Genomic DNA, 16,463 nt, shown 5'->3' with positions numbered 1-16,463 from the left:
GCCGCGCCTCGCCGGCCGCCTTCCTCGTCTGCTGCTCGAGACGGTCGTACACGGTCTCCGCGTCCTGCAGCCGCGACTCGGCCGCGTCGGCGACGGCCGCCTTCTGCAGGGCGATCGTGCCGAGCCGCGCGGCCTGCGCCTCCAGCCCGTCGAGCGCCTTCTGGATCCGCGCGACCTCGCCGGCCTTGGCCGTCACGTCCTTCTTCGCCGCCTGCACCTCGGCCCAGGTGGGGTCGTCGGCGCGCGCCGTCGCGGTTCCGAAGCCGACCGCGATGCCCACCAGGCCGGCGACGAGTGCGACGGCCGACGCCCTCCGCAGCCCCGACCGCACCGAGCCAGGGTAGGCGGGAGGCGCGTCCGCGGCGGACGCCGCGCGGGGCTCAGTCGTAGGTCTTGAGGACGTGCCAGCCGCCGCCGAACGCGACGACGTCGAACACGAGCGTCTCGCCGTCGTGCACGGACGTGCCCTGGAACCGCCAGCCGTGCACGGGCAGGGGATGCGTCAGCACGGCGGGCAGCGCGTCCTCCAGCGGTGTCGGCGCGTCGGTCACCCGATAGGTCCGCTGCCGCCAGAGGAGCAGGCGCGGGTGACCCCGGCTGCCGGTGACGAGCGAGGCCTCCTGCTCGTGGTCCGTGACGATGCTGCCCATGCGCGTCTCCTCCGGCTCGAACACGTGTTCGATTCGGCCGACGGTACGCCCCGAGGCGGGCCCGGGCAAGCGCGCCGCGCCGGCGGCTAGCGTGACGGCATGGTCGAGATCGCTCCCTACGGCGAGTGGACCTCGCCCCTCTCCGCCGAAGCCGTCGCGGCGGGCAGCCACGCACCGGACTCCGCGCGGTTCGTCGGCGACGAGGTGTGGTGGGCCGAGCCGATCTCGGCCGAGCGCCGCGTCGCCCTCCTGCGCCGCATCGACGGCCGGGTCGCCCCGGTCCTGCCCGCGCCTTGGAACGTGCGGACGACCGTGCACGAGTACGGCGGCGGCGCGTGGACCGCCGTCGGGACGACCGTGGTGTTCTCGCATCTCGGCGACGGGCGGCTGCACCGGCTCGACGGCCCGGGCCTGGAACCGGTCGCGCTCACCCCCGAGGCGGACGGCACCGCGTTCGGCGGACTCGTCGCCGCCGACGGCGCGGTGCTCGCCGTCCGGGAGGCGCGGACGGGCGAGGGCCCGCAGGACGTGCGTCGCGACCTCGTGCTCGTGCCGCTCGACGCCTCCGCCGCGGACGATCCGGAGGCGATCACGAGCGTCGTCGCCGGCTCGCGGTTCCTCGCCCAGCCGCGGATCAGCCCGGACGGGACGCGGATCGCGTGGATCGCGTGGGACCACCCGAACATGCCGTGGGACGGCACGGAGCTGCGGGTCGGCGACCTCGACGGCGGCCGGGTCACCGTGTACCGGACCCTGCTGGGCGGCCCGACCGAGTCCGTCCTGCAGCCCGAATGGCTGCCCGACGGGCGGCTCGCGGTGATCTCCGACCGCAGCGGGTGGTGGAACCTGTACCGCGTCGACCCCGAGGGAGGCGGCGAGCCGCAGCCGCTGCTCGCGGTCGAGCGGGAGACGGGCGGCCCGCTCTGGGTGCTCGGGACCCGCTGGTACCTGCCGCTGCCCGACGGTCGCATCCTGCTCACCGCCACCTTCGGCAGCGACGACCAGCTGCTGCTCGACCCGGAGGACGGCTCGACCGTCGCGCTGCGGACCGACCGCTCCGGCACCTCGTGGGAGGACCTGCGCGACGGCCGCGCCCTGCTGATCGACCAGTCGGCCGCGGACCCCGTGTCGCTGTGGCGGCTCGACGTGGTCGACGGCGGGTTCACCCTGCTGCGCAGCGGCGTCGACGACCTGCCGCGCGACGCGTTCCCCGAAGCCGAGCTGCTCGAGATCGACGGCGTCCATGCCGTCCTGTACCGGCCGCGGAACCCGGGCGCCGCCGCGCCGGAGGGGCACCTGCCGCCGCTCGTCGTGCTGGTGCACGGCGGGCCGACCTCGCAGGCGGGCGTGCGGATGAACCCCGCCGTCGCCTACTACACGAGCCGCGGCATCGCGGTCGTCGACGTCGACTACGGCGGCTCCACCGGCTACGGCCGTGCCTACCGCGAGCGGCTCGCCGGGCAGTGGGGCGTCGTCGACGTCGAGGACGTCGTGACCGTCGCCCGCGGCCTCGCCCAGCGGGGCCTCGCCGACCCGCGGCGCCTCGCGATCGAGGGCGGCTCCGCCGGCGGCTGGACCGTGCTCGCCGCGCTCACCCGGACCGACGCGTTCGCCGCGGGCGTCTCCCGGTACGGGGTCGCGGACGCCGTCGCGCTCGCGACGGACACGCACGACTTCGAGGGCCGATACCTCGACCGCCTGATCGGGCCGTACCCGGAGGCGGCGGACGTGTACCGCGAGCGGACGCCGATCACCCACGTCGACGGCCTGTCGGCGCCCGTGCTGCTGCTGCAGGGACTCGACGACCGGGTGGTGCCGCCGGCGCAGTCGCGGCTGTTCCGCGACGCGCTCGCCGCACGGCGCATCCCGCACGCGCTGATCGAGTACCCGGGGGAGGGGCACGGCTTCCGCGGACGGGAGGCGCTGGTGTCGTCGCGCGAGGCCGCGCTGTCCTTCTACGGCCAGGTGCTGGGCTTCACGCCGCCGGGCGTCCCGGTCCTGCCGCTCGAGACCTGAAGCGAACGGGAAGGTCCGAGCCGGCCGGTACGTTGCTGCACCGGACGCCCCCGGAAGGATCCCCGTGACCGACACGCAGACCGCACCAGCCCCCTCCGCCGCCGAGCGGCTCGCACGGTTCCACGCCGCCCGGCAGCAGTCCGTGCAGACGTCGAACGGCTTCCTCGCGCTGACGAACACGCAGTGGGTCGGCGAGGAGCAGACGATCTGGGGCGTCCCGGGCATCTGGGCGCCGCGGTCGGCGGGGGAGTCGGGCCTGCTCGTCACCGCGACCGCGGCCGACGGCATCACGATAGACGGCGCCCTCGTCGACGGCACGGCCGTCGCGCGCGGGAAGGACGACCCGCAGCCGTCCGCGATCGTCTTCGACGACCACACCACGGGCACGGTGATCCGCGGCGAGGACGGCCAGTACGCGCTGCGCGTCTGGGACGCGAGGTCGGAGGCGATCGAGGAGTTCGGCTCGATCAGCGCCTTCCCCTACGACGCCGAGTGGGTCGTCACCGGCACCTTCACGCCGAACCCCGCCGGCACCACCGTGGGCTTCTCGCACATCAAGGACGACGGCGCCACCCGCGAGCTGCCCGTGCCCGGCGACATCGCGGTGACCATCCGCGGCGAGGAGCACCGCATCGCGGCGTTCAAGGACGGCCGCCGCCTCCAGCTGGTGTTCGCCGATGCGACGAGCGACGACGACACCTACGGGGTCGGCCGCTTCCTCTTCATCGCGCCGAACCCCGACGGCTCGATCACGCTCGACTTCAACTACGCGGTCCTGCCGCCGTGCGCGTTCAGCTACAACTTCAACTGCCCGATGCCGCCCAGGCAGAACCGGTTCCCGTTCCGCATCGAGGCCGGCGAGAAGCAGGTGCTCGCGAAGACGGGCGAGCTGCTGCACGGGTAGCGCGGCCGCCTCCTGTCGGAGGTGTGTTCTAGCCTCCAGCGCATGGAGGCCACGGCGGTCGCGGCGACGCGGGAGCGCACGATCGTGGTGCAGCGCGTCGACGCCGGCCTGCGCCTGCTCGTCGACGGCGCGCCCCAGGACGTCGACGAGCCGTCGATCGGGGCCGCCATCGCCGCCGCCGAGGCGGCCGCGCCCCGATGGGTGTGGGACACGGCCGACGTCTACCCCGCGCTGCTGCGAGTCGGCGTGCGGGTCGGCCGGGCGTGGGACCTCCGGCTCGCGCGGGCGCTGCTGCGGCGGGCCGCGGGCACGCCGGGCGGGATCGCCGCGCTGCCCCTGGACGGCTGGGACGACGACCCCGCCGCCGTCGACGACGCCGCCCTGCCGATCGACCTCGGCGAGCACCTCGATCCGGCCGCCGAGCTCGCGCGGCAGCAGCGGGAGATCGCCGGGTCGAGCCGGCCGGGCGCGCTGCGCCTCCTGATCACGGCGGAGTCGGCCGGCGCGCTCGCGGCCGCGGAGATGCGGCACGCCGGGCTGCCCTGGAACCGTGAGCAGCACGAGCGGCTCCTCGTCGACCTGCTCGGCCCGCGCGTGCCCGCCGATCGCCGGCCGGCCGCGCTCGAGCGCCTCGCCGACGGCATCCGGTCGGCACTCGGCGCGCCGGCCCTCAACCCCGACTCCGCGACGGAGCTGGCCCGCGCCCTCCGCGGCGCTGGCATCGAGGTGGACAGCACCCGGGCAGCGGAGCTGCGCCGTGTCGACCACCCCGCCGTCGCCCCGCTGCTCGAGTACAAGAAGCTGGCGCGGCTGCACCAGGCGAACGGCTGGCAGTGGCTCGACACGTGGGTCGCGGACGGCCGCTTCCGGCCCGACTACGTCGTGGGCGGCGTCGTCACCGGACGGTGGGCGACGCGGGGCGGCGGCGCCCTGCAGCTGCCGAAGCAGATCCGCGGCGCGGTCGTCGCCGACGCGGGGTGGCGCCTCGTCGTCGCGGACGCGGCGCAGCTCGAGCCGCGGGTGCTCGCCGGGCTCGCGCAGGACCACGCGATGGCCGAGGCCGGCCGGGACCGCGACCTGTACGCCGGCATCGTGGCGAGCGGCGCCGTCGCGACGCGGGCGAGCGCGAAGATCGGGATGCTCGGCGCCCTGTACGGCGCGACCAGCGGCGAGGGCGGCCGGCTCGTGCCGCGGCTCGCGCAGCGGTTCCCGCGGGCACTCGCCCTGGTCGAGCAGGCGGCCAGGGAGGGGGAGCGCGGCGGCACGGTGTCCACCCTGCTCGGCAGGTCGACGCCCCCGGTCTCCGACCGCCACCGGGCCGTCGATCGGGACGCCGCCGTGCTCGACGCGGACGAGCGCGTGCTGCGGCAGGCGCGCAGCATGGCCCGCGACCGCGGTCGCTTCACCCGGAACTTCGTGGTGCAGGGTACCGCGGCCGAATGGGCCCTGTGCTGGCTCGCTGACCTGCGCCGACGGCTCTGGGCGATCGGCGACGGCGCCCTCACCGACCGGCCGCACCTCGTGTACTTCCTGCACGACGAGGTCATCGTCCACACGCCGGCCGAGCACGTCGACGCGGTCACGGCCGCCGTGGCCGGCTCCGCCTCGGCGGCGGGGCGGCTGCTCTTCGCGGACTTCCCGGTCGACTTCCCGCTCGACGTCGCCGTCGTCGACCGCTACTCGGACGCGTAGGGCCTCCGCGTGGGATCTGGGAGCCCCTCCCAGCCGGCGGGGGTCTGCTGAAGCCATGACGGACATGACGGCGCAGCAGGTGATCGCGCCCCGCTACGGCGGGCCCGAGGTGCTGGAGGTCGCCCAGGTCGACCTCCCGCAGGCCGGCCCGGGGCAGGTGACGATCGCCGTGCGCGCGGCGGGGATGAATCCCGCGGACTACAAGGGCTTCGCAGGCCCGCGACCGGGAGCGCCGGCAGACCTGCCCATCCGGCCGGGGTACGAGGTCGCGGGAGTCATCACGGCGATCGGCGCGGACACCGGGCTCGCGTCCGGCGGCGGCGCCGTCGGCGATGCGGTGCTCGCCTTCCGGGTGTCCGGCGGGTACGCCTCCGCCGTGACGGTCCCCGCGGCGGACGTCTTCGCCAAGCCGGACGGCCTCGACTTCCCGGCCGCCGCGAACCTGCTGCTGGCCGGCACGACCGCGATGGACATGCTGCGCGTCGTCGACGCGACCGAGGGCGAGACCGTCGTCGTGCACGCGGCGTCGGGCGCCGTCGGCGTCATGCTGCTGCAGCTCGCGCGGCAGCGCGGCATCCGGGTGATCGGCACCGCGAGCGAGAGCCGCTTCGACGTCGTCCGCCGGTTCGGCGGCGTGCCGGTCGCCTACGGCGACGGCCTGCTGCAGCGGGTGCGGGACGCGGCGCCGCACAGCGTGGCCGCCGCGCTCGACTGCGTCGGCACCGACGAGGCCGTCGACGTCTCCCTCGCCCTGGTTCCGACCGACCGGATCGTGACGATCGCCGCCCGCGGGCGCGCCCAGCAGGACGGCTTCCGCGCAGTGGGAGGCACCGACCCGGAGAGCAAGCGGTTCCGCGACGCGGTGCGCAGCGACCTGATCGCTCTCGCCGCCGCCGGCGACCTGGAGGTCCCCATCGCCCGCACCTACCCGCTCTCCCAGGCATCGGCGGCCCTCGCCGAGCTCGCTGGAGGGCACCCGGGAGGCAAGCTCGCCCTCGTCCCCTGAAGTGGGAGCGGGGCTCCCGCGAACTGGGGCGCCGCCGCGGCGCGCCGGACGACGACCGATCCGGTTGAGTTCCCGGCGTGTCGTCCGGCATACTTCCCGGGAGCCGAATAGGCCCGCGCTAATTTCATATCGGTGTCATCGGTTCAACCGTTCACCACAGGTCGTTGGGGAAGACGTATCTGTTCGAACGGAGGACGAATCCATGGTCACCACAGTTGCCCGTGGCGTGCTGTACGTGCACTCGTCGCCACGAGCCCTCTGCCCGCACGTCGAGTGGGCGGCCGGTCACGCGATCGGTCGACCCGTCGACTTCGACTGGGTGGATCAGCCGGTGCTGCGCGGGTCGCAGCGCACGGACTTCTACTGGGAGGGTGCCCCCGGCACCGGCGCAGCCATCGCCTCGAAGCTGCGCGGGTGGGAGCACCTCCGCTTCGAGGTGACGGAGGACCCGCGCGACGGCGTCGACGGCAGCCGCTGGCTGCACACGCCCGACCTCGGGATCTTCCACGCGCAGACCGACGCGGCCGGCAACATCGTGGTCCCCGAGGACCGCATCCGCGCCGCGATGGACGCTGCGGGCACCTCCGCGATCGAGCTGCACCGCGAGCTCCGGCTGGCCCTCGGGCAGGCCTGGGACGACGAGCTCGAGCCCTTCCGTCACGCGATCGGCACCTCGTCGGTCACCTGGCTGCACCGCTCCGCGGTCTGACCGGGTCCCCTTCGGAATCCGTATGACAAAGATGTAATTCATCGGCGTGTCACGGAGCCCCGGAGGGCCTCGGTTCAGTACCGTTCTCACGTCCGCAGATGCGACTTCTAGTGTTCGGGCTGTATGGGTAGCGGCCCTCGAACCTCAGCATCTTGCGGCCTGAAGAGCCCCCGAGCGGATGGGTACCGCCCGGGGGCTCTTCCCTGTGCCCATTGCGTTCCGGGTCGCAAGCTCCCCGGAACGCGTGCGCCTTCGGCGGCCCTGAACGGGCCGTCGGTACGGCGCGACGGGTCGGAGCGCGTGCCCGGCTCGACTGGTCCGCGCGTGCGGGTCGAAGCCTGTGCGCCTTCGGCGGCCCTGAACGGGCCGTCGGTACGGCGCGACGGGTCGGAGCGCGTGCCCGGCTCGACTGGTCCGCGCGTGCGGGTCGAAGCCTGTGCGCCTTCGGCGGCCCTGAACGGGCCGTCGGTACGGCGCGACCGATCGAGTCGCGCGCGGGTGGCGTTGTGAAGGTCATCCGCGCGGCCGCAGGTCGCCGGATGACCTTCACAACGAAGCACCGACGGACGAACCGCGTCAGGGGTCGGTCAGTCGAAGGCGCCCTCGGCGTCCCAGCGGGCGAGGTCCGCGAGCCACGCCTCCGCGGTGCCGTCGGACGGGGCGCGCCAGTCGCCCCGCGGGGAGAGGGAGCCGCCGGCCAGCACCTTCGGGCCGTTCGGCATCGCCGACCGCTTGAACTGCGCGAACGCGAAGAAGCGGCGGAGGAAGACCTCCAGCCAGCGGCGGATCTCGGGCAGGTCGTACGCGACCCGCTTCTCCTCCGGGAAGTTCGGCGGCCACGCGCCCGCGCCCGCGTCGCTCCACGCATGCCACGCGAGGAATGCGATGCGACCGGGGCGGAAGCCGTAGCGCAGGACGTGGAAGAGCGCGAAGTCCTGCAGCGCGTACGGACCGACCTTGGACTCGGTCGACTGCAGCTGGTCGCCGGGCACCAGCTCGGGGCTGATCTCGGTGTCGAGGATGCGCCGCAGCGTCCCCTCCACCTCGCCGGTGAACTGCGCCGTGCTGATCACCCAGCGGATCAGGTGCTGGATGAACGTCTTCGGGATGCCGCCGTTGACGTTGTAGTGGCTCATCTGGTCGCCGACGCCGTAGGTGGACCAGCCGAGCGCCAGCTCGGACAGGTCGCCGGTGCCGAGCACGATGCCGCCGCGCTGGTTCGCGATGCGGAACAGGTAGTCCGTGCGCAGTCCCGCCTGCACGTTCTCGAACGTGACGTCGTACACGGGCTCGCCCGAGCCGAAGGGATGCCCCAGCTCCCGCAGCATCGTGATCGCCGTCGGACGGATGTCGACCTCGCCCGCGGTGACGCCGAGCGCGCGCATCAGCGCCTTCGCGTTGCCGCTCGTCTCCTCGCCGGTCGCGAAGCCCGGCAGCGAGAACGCCAGCACGTCGGTGCGCGGCCGCCCCGTGCGGTCCATGGCCTGCGCCGCGACGAGCAGCGCCTGCGTGGAGTCGAGCCCGCCCGAGACGCCGATGACGACCTTCGGCCGGCCGATCGCCTCCAGCCGCTGCACGAGCCCGGCCACCTGGATGTTGTACGCCTCGTAGCAGTCCTGCGCCAGCCGCGCAGCGTCGGCGGGCACGAAGGGGAACCGCTCGACCGCTCGCCGCAGGCCGATGTCGCCCGTCGCCGGCCGCAGCGCGAACGGGATCCTGCGGAACGCGCCGACCCGGTCGGCGTGCGTGCGCCGGTTGTCGTCGAAGGTGCCCATCCGCATGCGCTCCTGGCGCAGCAGGTCCAGGTCGACATCGGCGACCGCGGCCCGGTCGTCGTCGGGGAACCGGTCCGCCTCCGCCAGCAGCACGCCGTTCTCGTAGACCAGCGTCTGCCCGTCCCAGGAGAGGTCCGTCGTTGACTCGCCCCGCCCGGCCGCGGCGTACACGTACGCGGCGAGGCAGCGGGAGGACGCCGACCGGGCGAGCAGCGCGCGGTCCTCCGCACGACCGACGGTGATCGGGCTGCCGGAGAGGTTCGCCAGCACCGTCGCCCCCGCGAGCGCCGCCTCCGCGCTCGGCGGGATCGGCACCCACACGTCCTCGCAGATCTCGACGTGCAGCACGAGGCCGGCCAGGTCGGTCGCCTCGAACAGCAGGTCGGGGCCGAACGGCACGACGCGGCCGCCGACGCGGATCGAGCCGCCACGACGGTCGTCGCCGGGGGAGACCCAGCGGCGCTCGTAGAACTCGCGGTAGTTCGGCAGGTACGACTTCGGCACGACGCCGAGCACCTCGCCGCGGTGCACGACCACCGCCGTGTTGAACAGCCGGCCGTCGTGTCGCAGCGGCGCCCCGACCACGAGCACGGGCTGCAGCGCGGCGCTGGCGCTCACCACGCGCGCGAGCGCCGCCTCCACGCCGTCGAGCAGCGCGTCCTGCAGCAGCAGGTCCTCGATCGAGTAGCCCGAGAGCCCCAGCTCGGGGAAGACGGCGACGTCGACCCCGTCGTCGCTGCAGCGCTGGGCCAGGCGCAGCAGCGCATCGGCGTTCGCGAGCGGGTCGCCGATCGTGATGCGGCCCGTGCAGGCCGCGATGCGGGCGAAGCCGTGCTCGTGGATGGAGCGGAAGTCCACCGGCGCCTCCTCGCGGTCCGTCGCCGCTTCAGGCGGAGGCGAACACCGTGACGGCGTTGTGCCCGCCGAACCCGAACGAGTTGCTCACCGCGAACACCTCGCCGTCCGGCAGCCTCCGCGGCGTCGTGACGACGTCGAGCGGGATCTCGGGGTCGGGGTCGGTCAGGTTGATCGTGGGCGGCGCGAGCCGCTCCTGCAGCGCCTTGACCGTGAAGACGGCTTCGATCGCGCCGGCCGCGCCGAGCAGGTGGCCGGTGGCCGCCTTCGTGGCGCTGACCGCGATCTCGTCGAGGTGGTCCCCGAACACCGCGCGCATCGACTTGTACTCCGCGATGTCGCCGACGGGGGTGCTGGTCGCGTGCGCGTTGATGTGCGCGATCTCGTTCGGGGAGAGCCCCGCGTCCTCGAGCGCGAGCCGCATCGTGCGGGGCACGGAGCCGTCCGGGCTGGGGTCGGGGGCGCTGATGTGGTGCGCGTCGCTCGTCACCGCGCTGCCGAGCAGCCGCGCGTAGATCCTCGCGCCTCGCGCCTTGGCGTGGTCCTCGCGCTCGAGGATCAGCGCCGCAGCGCCCTCGCCGAGCACGAAGCCGTCCCGGCCCGCGTCGTACGGGCGGGAGGCGAGCTGCGGCGCGTCGTTCCGCTTGGAGAGGGCCTGCATCTGCGCGAAGGCCGCGAGCGGCAGGCCGTGCACGCACGCCTCCGTGCCGCCCGCGATGATCACGTCGGCGTAGCCGAGCCGCAGGTGGTCGAGGGCGTTGCCGATCGACTCGTTGCTGGAGGCGCACGCCGAGACCACCGTGCGGGCGCCGGCGCGCGCCGTGAACTCCATCTCGATCGCGGCGGCGGCCGCGTTCGGCATCAGCATCGGGACGGTCATCGGGGGCACGCGCCGCGGCCCCTTCTCCTTCAGCGTGTCCCACGCCGAGAGCAGGGTCCACACGCCGCCGATGCCGGTCGCCCAGTCGACGCCGAGCCGCGTCGGGTCGACCTCGGGGGAGCCGGCATCGGCCCACGCGTCCCGCGCGGCGAGCAGCGCCAGCTGCGCGCCGCGGTCCAGCCGCTTGGCCTCGATCCGGTCGAGCACCTCGGTGGGGTCCACCTTGGCGATCGCGGCGAACCGCACCGGCAGCTCCAGCTCCTCCGCCCACGGGTACGGGAGCGTGCGGGCGCCCGAGTCGCCGGCGAGCAGGTTCGTCCACGACTCCTGGGCGTTCGTGCCGAGAGGCGAGAACGCACCGATGCCGGTGACGACGACGTCTGGAGCTGCCATGGAGCGGGTGGTGCCTTCCGGTCTCAGGCCTGGGCGGCCGTGATGAAGTTGACGGCGTCGCCGACGGTCTTCAGGTTCTTGACCTCTTCGTCGGGGATCTTCACGTCGAACTTCTCCTCCGCGTTGACCACGATGGTCATCATCGAGATGGAGTCGATGTCGAGGTCGTCCGTGAAGGACTTGTCCATCTCGACCGTGTCGGTCGCGATGCCCGTCTCGTCGCTGACGAGCTCGGCGAGGCCGGCGAGGACTTCTTCGGTGGACTGGGCCATTGGGTCGTTCTCCTCAGGGTCTGGAAGGCCCCGCGGCTCGCGGGACCGGACGGGGGAAAGTGTATTGGTGGGCGCGTCGCGCCCTCAGGGAAGCCGCACCACCTGGGCGCCGAAGACGAGGCCCGCACCGAACCCGATCTGCAGGGCGAGGCCGCCGGACAGCTCCGGGTGCTCGACGAGGAGGGCGTGGGCCGCGAGCGGGATGGAGGCGGCCGACGTGTTGCCGGTCGTCGCGATGTCCCGCCCGATCAGCACGTGCTCCGGCAGCTTCAGCTGCTTCGCGAGCTCGTCGATGATCCGCATGTTCGCCTGGTGCGGCACGAACGCGGCCAGGTCGTCGGCCGTGATGCCCGCGGCGTCGAGCGCCTGCTGGGCGACCTTCGCCATCTCCCACACCGCCCAGCGGAAGACCGTCTGGCCCTCCTGCCGCAGGGTCGGCCAGTCGACGGCGCCCGCGCCGTCGCGATAGGCGGACAGCGGGTTGTCCATGCCGACCGCGTCCCACTTGCCGCCGTCGGACCCCCAGACGGTCGGACTGACGCCGGGCTCGTCGGAGGGACCGAGGATCGCGGCGCCCGCGCCGTCTGCCAGCAGGAAGGAGATCGTGCGGTCGGTGGGCTTCGCGAACTGCGACAGCTTCTCGGCGCCGACCACGAGGACGTGCTCGGCCAGGCCCGAGCGGATGAACGCGTCGGCCTGCGCGATGCCGTAGGTGAACCCCGCGCACGCGGCTGAGATGTCGTAGGCCGGTGCCGGCGTCGCGCCGATCCGGTCGGTCAGCAGCGCGGCGAGGGAGGGGGTCTGCACGGTGTTCGAGATCGTGGAGACGAGCACGGCGCCGATCTGCGACGGCTCGATCCCCGCCGTGCGGATCGCGTCCAGCGACGCCTCGACGGCCAGGTCCACCGCCTCCACGTCCTTCGAGGCGCGCCTGCGCTCGATCACGCCGGTGCGCTGCCGGATCCACTCGTCGGACGAGTCGATCGGCCCGACGATGTCGTCGTTCGTGACGACGACGTCGCCGCGGGCCGCGCCGTACGCGAGGATGCGCGAGCCGGCGTGCCCGGTCGACTGGTTCAGGGCGGTCATGCGATCCCATCGAGCAGGTTGCGCGCCGCGGGCAGGTCCGCGGGCGTCTTCACCGCGACGGTCGGCACGCCCTTCAGCCCGCGCTTCGCGAGCCCGGTGAGCGTGCCGGCCGGGGCCAGCTCGACGAGCCCGGTGATCCCGGCCTCGGCGAACGACGCCATGCAGCGGTCCCACCGTACCGGCGAGGCCACCTGACCGACGAGGAGGTCGAGGAAGGCGGCGCCGGAGGCGACCTCCGAGCCGTCGCGGTTCGTCCAGAGCCGCGCGGCCGGATCGGCGGGGGAGAGGGTGTCCGCGAATGCGCGCAGCGTCCCCACGGCGGGGCGCATGTACTCGGAGTGGAACGCGCCCGCGACCTGGAGGGGGATCACGCGGGCACCGGCCGGTGGCTCGGCGCGCAGCGACTCGAGCGCGTCGAGCGCCCCGGAGGCGACGACCTGCCCGCCGCCGTTGCGGTTCGCGGGCACGAGCCCGAGTGACTCGATGCGGTCGACGACGGCGGTCTCGTCGCCGCCGACGACGGCGCTCATGCCGGTCGGGACCGCGGCGGCGGCCTCCGCCATGGCCCGGCCGCGCTGCGCGATGAAGCGCATCCCGTCGGTCTCGGTGAGGACCCCGGCGACCACGGCAGCGGTGATCTCTCCGACCGAGTGGCCGGCGATCGCGGTCACCTCGCGCTCGAGCGCCCAGGCGGTCAGCAGGCCGGCCGCGACGATCAGGGGCTGCGCGACGTCGGTGCGGCGGATGGCGTCCCCGTCGGCGGTGGTGCCGAGCGACACCAGGTCGAGGCCCGCGGCCTCCCCGAGCGCGTCGAGGCGCTCGCGCGCCCCGTCGACCTCGAGCCACGGGGCGAGGAAGCCCGGGGTCTGGGAGCCCTGGCCCGGGGCGACGACGACGATCACGGTCCCCAAGTCTGGCCGACCAGCGGGGACTCGGGCTGAGAACGGCGCCAACGGATGCGCAGGATCGTCGTGCGCGTCCTACGGCCGGTCTCCGTTTTGTACATCTCTCAGACCTACAAGACGAGAAGTCGGTCGTCAGCGACGACGGCGGGCCTGCACCGGCTCGCTGATGGCGCCGAGGATCAGCGCGGTGTGCAGCACGAAGGCGTCCCGCGGAGAGGTCGGGTCCCAGCCGAGCAGCTCCGTGATGCGCTTGAGGCGGTAGCGGACCGTGTTCGGGTGCACGAACAGCTCCCGCGCCGTCCCCTCCAGCGATCGGCCGTTGTCGAGGTAGGCCCACAGCGTGACGAGCAGCTCGGGGCTGTGGTGCTCCTTCAGCGGCCCGTGGATCCGGGTCACCAGCGTGCCGCGGGCGAGCGGATCCCCGGCCAGAGCGCGCTCCGGCAGCAGGTCGTCGGCTGCGGTCGGCCGGGGCGCCGATCGGACCGCGCGAGCCGCGGCGAACCCCGCCAGCGCGGCACGGGCGCTGCGCGACGCGGCGACGAGGTCGGGCACGGTGTCGCCGAGGACGACCGGCCCCGGGCCGAACGCGGGCTCGAGCCCGGCCGCGATGTCGAGGAACGTCGGCTGCGATCCGGTCTCGTCCTGCTGCACCGGCTCCGCGCCTCCCGGCTGGTCGTCGTCGGTCCGGCCGTTCGATCCCTTCCCGTCGTCCGACCGGCCGATCACGAGCACGAGCCGCGAGCCCTGCACGCCGATCAGGACGTCGGAGTCGAGGTGCCGCGCGGTCCGCCGCACCTGGTCGACGTCGAGCAGCCGGGGCGTCGTGCCGACCAGCACCGCCACCTCGCCGTGGCCGTGCCAGCCGAGCGCCGCGATCCGGCTCGGCAGGGCGTCGTCCGCCTCGCCGGAGAGGATCGAGTCGACCACCAGGGCCTCGAGGCGCGCGTCCCACAGCCCGCGCGCCTCCGCCGCCCGGGCGTAGACGTCGGCCGCCGCGAAGGCGATCTCGCGCGAGTACAGCAGGATCGGCTCGCGCAGCGACTGATCGGTCGAGCTCGAGATGCGCTCCTCCACGACCTCGACCGTCGCCCGGATCAGCTGCAGGGTCTGCTGCAGGCTCACCGACCGCAGCAGCTCCCGAGGCGCCGCGCCGAACACGTCGGCCGCGATCCACGGGGTGGAGGCGGGGTCGTCGTACCAGCTGATGAACGAGCGGATGCCGGCCTGCGCGACGAGCCCGACCGAGCTGCGGCGCCCGGGAGGCATGTCCCGGTACCAGGGGAGGGTGTCCTCGAGGCGCTTCAGCGTGGCGGTGGCGAGCTCACCCGCGATCTGACGGAGCCAGGCGAGGGTCTCCGTCTTCGAGCGAGCCGCCACCGCCGCTGATCAGCTCTCGCCGCCGGCGGACCCGGAGGTGCCGGCCGCGACGTCGTGCAGGCGGTACCGGTCGATGGCCTGCGCCGCCGCGAACGGGTCGACCTTGCCCTCCTCGGCCAGCGCCTCGAGCGCGCGCACCACGACCGACGGGCCGTCGATGTGGAAGAAGCGCCGCGCCGCGGCCCGGGTGTCGGAGAAGCCGAAGCCGTCCGCACCGAGCGTGGCGTACGTCCGCGGCACGAACTGCCGGATCTGGTCGGGCACGGAGTGCGCGAAGTCGCTCACCGCGACGACCGGCCCCTCGGTGCCCTGCAGCCGCTCGGTGACGAACGGCGTGCGCCGGTCGGCCGACGGGTCGAGGAACGCGTCGTGCTCGGCGGCGAGGCCGTCGCGGCGCAGCTCGGTCCACGAGGTGACGCTCCACACGTCGGCGGCGACGCCCCAGTCCTTCTCGAGCAGCTCCTGCGCCTCGAGCACCCAGGGCACCCCGACCCCGGACGCGAGCAGCTGCACGCGCGGCCCGTTCGCGTCCGAGCGCCCCAGCAGGTAGATACCCCGCTTCACGCCCTCGACGTCGAGGTCGGCCGGCTCGGCCGGCTGCGCCATCGGCTCGTTGTAGACGGTGATGTAGTACATGACGTTCGGGTCCGGGTGGTGGCCGCCGTACATGCGGTCGAGGCCGTCGGCCATGATGTGGCCGATCTCGTACCCGTAGGCCGGGTCGTAGGACACGACGGCCGGGTTCGTCTCCGCGATCGTGTGCGAGTGGCCGTCCGCATGCTGCAGCCCCTCCCCGGTCAGCGTGGTGCGGCCAGCGGTGGCGCCGATCATGAACCCGCGCGTCATCTGGTCGCCGGCCGCCCAGATCGCGTCGCCCGTGCGCTGGAACCCGAACATCGAGTAGAAGACGTAGACCGGGATGAGCGGCTCGCCGTGCGTCGCGTACGAGGTGCCGATCGCGGTGAACGCGGCGAGCGCGCCGGCCTCGTTGATGCCGACGTGGACGATCTGGCCCTGCGGGCTCTCCTTGTAGGCGAGCAGCAGCTCGCGGTCGACCGACGTGTAGTGCTGGCCGCGCGGGTTGTAGATCTTCGCCGTCGGGAAGAACGCGTCGATGCCGAACGTGCGGGCCTCGTCGGGGATGATCGGCACCACGCGGGCGCCGAAGTCCTTCGCCCGGACGAGGTCCTTCAGCAGCCGGACGAACGCCATGGTCGTGGCGACCTGCTGCGTGCCGGAGCCCTTCTTCAGGACCTGGTACGCCTTCTCATCCGGCAGGTCCACCGGCTTGTGCTCCACGCGGCGCTGCGGCACGTAGCCGCCGAGCGCACGCCGTCGCTCCTGCAGGTAGCGGATCGCCTCGTCGTCCTGGCCGGGGTGGTAGTACGGCGGCAGGTAAGGGTTCTCCTCCAGCTGGGCGTCGCTGATCGGGATCCGCAGCTCGTCCCGGAACTGCTTCAGGTTGTCGAGCGTCAGCTTCTTCATCTGGTGGGTCGCGTTGCGGCCCGCGAAGTTCGGCCCGAGGCCGTAGCCCTTGATCGTCTTCGCCAGGATGACGGTCGGCTGCCCCTTGTGCTCCATCGCTGCCTGGTACGCGGCGAAGACCTTGCGGTAGTCGTGGCCGCCCCGCTTGAGGTTCCAGACCTGGTCGTCCGTGTAGCCCTCGACGAGCTTCGCGGCCCGGGGGTCGCGGCCGAAGAAGTTCTCCCGCACGTAGGCGCCGTTCTCGGCCTTGTACGTCTGGAAGTCGCCGTCCGGCGTCGTGTTCATCAGCCGGAGGAGCGCGCCGTCCGTGTCGCGGGCCAGCAGGTCGTCCCACTCGCGGCCCCAGACGACCTTGATGACGTTCCAGCCGGCGCCGCGGAAGTAGCTCTCCAGCTCCTGGATGATCTTGCCGTTGCCGCGGACCGGGCCGTCGAGGCGCTGCAGGTTGCAGTTGA

Annotated in this window: 13 protein-coding genes and 1 pseudogene; 5 read left to right on the top strand and 9 right to left on the bottom strand. The window is 73.6% G+C overall.

The window, feature by feature from the left end; all coding sequences use genetic code 11:
- Both ACFE60_RS11330 and ACFE60_RS11325 read right to left on the bottom strand, forming a co-directional pair.
- Positions 1-331 (bottom strand): annotated as a pseudogene (locus ACFE60_RS11330) (hypothetical protein); the annotation flags it as partial.
- A 49-nt stretch (positions 332-380) separates the two neighbouring features.
- Positions 381-650, bottom strand: coding sequence for a hypothetical protein (locus ACFE60_RS11325; RefSeq protein WP_375388964.1), 270 nt, complete (start codon positions 648-650; stop codon positions 381-383).
- A gap of 99 nt (positions 651-749) precedes the next feature.
- Here ACFE60_RS11325 and ACFE60_RS11320 point away from each other — a divergent pair, with 99 nt between their 5' ends.
- The 5 genes from ACFE60_RS11320 to ACFE60_RS11300 all read left to right on the top strand — a co-directional run bounded on the left by ACFE60_RS11320 (position 750) and on the right by ACFE60_RS11300 (position 6,977).
- Positions 750-2,666, top strand: coding sequence for a S9 family peptidase (locus ACFE60_RS11320; RefSeq protein ID WP_375388963.1), 1,917 nt, complete (start codon positions 750-752; stop codon positions 2,664-2,666).
- A gap of 64 nt (positions 2,667-2,730) precedes the next feature.
- A complete protein-coding gene (locus tag ACFE60_RS11315; protein WP_375388962.1) occupies positions 2,731-3,570 on the top strand; it encodes a DUF1684 domain-containing protein in 840 nt (279 codons plus the stop codon).
- A 42-nt stretch (positions 3,571-3,612) separates the two neighbouring features.
- The gene (locus ACFE60_RS11310) at positions 3,613-5,262 is read left to right on the top strand and encodes a bifunctional 3'-5' exonuclease/DNA polymerase (RefSeq protein ID WP_375388961.1); all 1,650 of its coding nucleotides are present in this window, start codon (positions 3,613-3,615) and stop codon (positions 5,260-5,262) included.
- 55 nt (positions 5,263-5,317) lie between these two features.
- Positions 5,318-6,268 (top strand): NADP-dependent oxidoreductase, encoded by a 951-nt coding sequence (locus ACFE60_RS11305; RefSeq protein ID WP_375388960.1) that lies wholly within the window; start codon positions 5,318-5,320, stop codon positions 6,266-6,268.
- A 202-nt stretch (positions 6,269-6,470) separates the two neighbouring features.
- A complete protein-coding gene (locus tag ACFE60_RS11300; RefSeq protein WP_375388959.1) occupies positions 6,471-6,977 on the top strand; it encodes a DUF3145 domain-containing protein in 507 nt (168 codons plus the stop codon).
- 587 nt (positions 6,978-7,564) lie between these two features.
- On the opposite strand, the gene ACFE60_RS11295 is transcribed toward ACFE60_RS11300, so the two are convergent.
- The 7 genes from ACFE60_RS11295 to aceE all read right to left on the bottom strand — a co-directional run.
- On the bottom strand, positions 7,565-9,610 hold the full coding sequence (locus ACFE60_RS11295; protein ID WP_375388958.1) for an NAD(+) synthase: 2,046 nt from the start codon (positions 9,608-9,610) through the stop codon (positions 7,565-7,567).
- Between the two features lie 28 nt (positions 9,611-9,638).
- Positions 9,639-10,880: a beta-ketoacyl-[acyl-carrier-protein] synthase family protein gene (locus ACFE60_RS11290; RefSeq protein WP_375388957.1), complete on the bottom strand. Its 1,242-nt coding sequence runs from the start codon at positions 10,878-10,880 to the stop codon at positions 9,639-9,641.
- Between the two features lie 23 nt (positions 10,881-10,903).
- Positions 10,904-11,152, bottom strand: a complete 249-nt coding sequence (locus ACFE60_RS11285; protein ID WP_345480415.1) for an acyl carrier protein — start codon at positions 11,150-11,152, stop codon at positions 10,904-10,906.
- 84 nt (positions 11,153-11,236) lie between these two features.
- Complete coding sequence (locus ACFE60_RS11280; protein WP_375388956.1) at positions 11,237-12,241, bottom strand: beta-ketoacyl-ACP synthase III; 1,005 nt, start codon at positions 12,239-12,241, stop codon at positions 11,237-11,239.
- Complete coding sequence (locus ACFE60_RS11275) at positions 12,238-13,143, bottom strand: ACP S-malonyltransferase (protein WP_375388955.1); 906 nt, start codon at positions 13,141-13,143, stop codon at positions 12,238-12,240. The genes ACFE60_RS11280 and ACFE60_RS11275 overlap by 4 nt, the downstream gene beginning before the upstream one ends.
- A gap of 135 nt (positions 13,144-13,278) precedes the next feature.
- Complete coding sequence (locus tag ACFE60_RS11270) at positions 13,279-14,523, bottom strand: PucR family transcriptional regulator (RefSeq protein ID WP_375388954.1); 1,245 nt, start codon at positions 14,521-14,523, stop codon at positions 13,279-13,281.
- Positions 14,524-14,532: 9 nt separating this feature from the next.
- Positions 14,533-16,463, bottom strand: a 1,931-nt coding sequence (gene aceE, locus ACFE60_RS11265) for a pyruvate dehydrogenase (acetyl-transferring), homodimeric type (RefSeq protein WP_375388953.1), incomplete at its 5' end; no start/stop codon positions are given.

The sequence above is a fragment of the uncultured Amnibacterium sp. genome (assembly GCF_964245895.1).
Classification (GTDB): domain Bacteria; phylum Actinomycetota; class Actinomycetes; order Actinomycetales; family Microbacteriaceae; genus Amnibacterium.
This window is presented reverse-complemented; position numbering and strand designations above follow the sequence as displayed.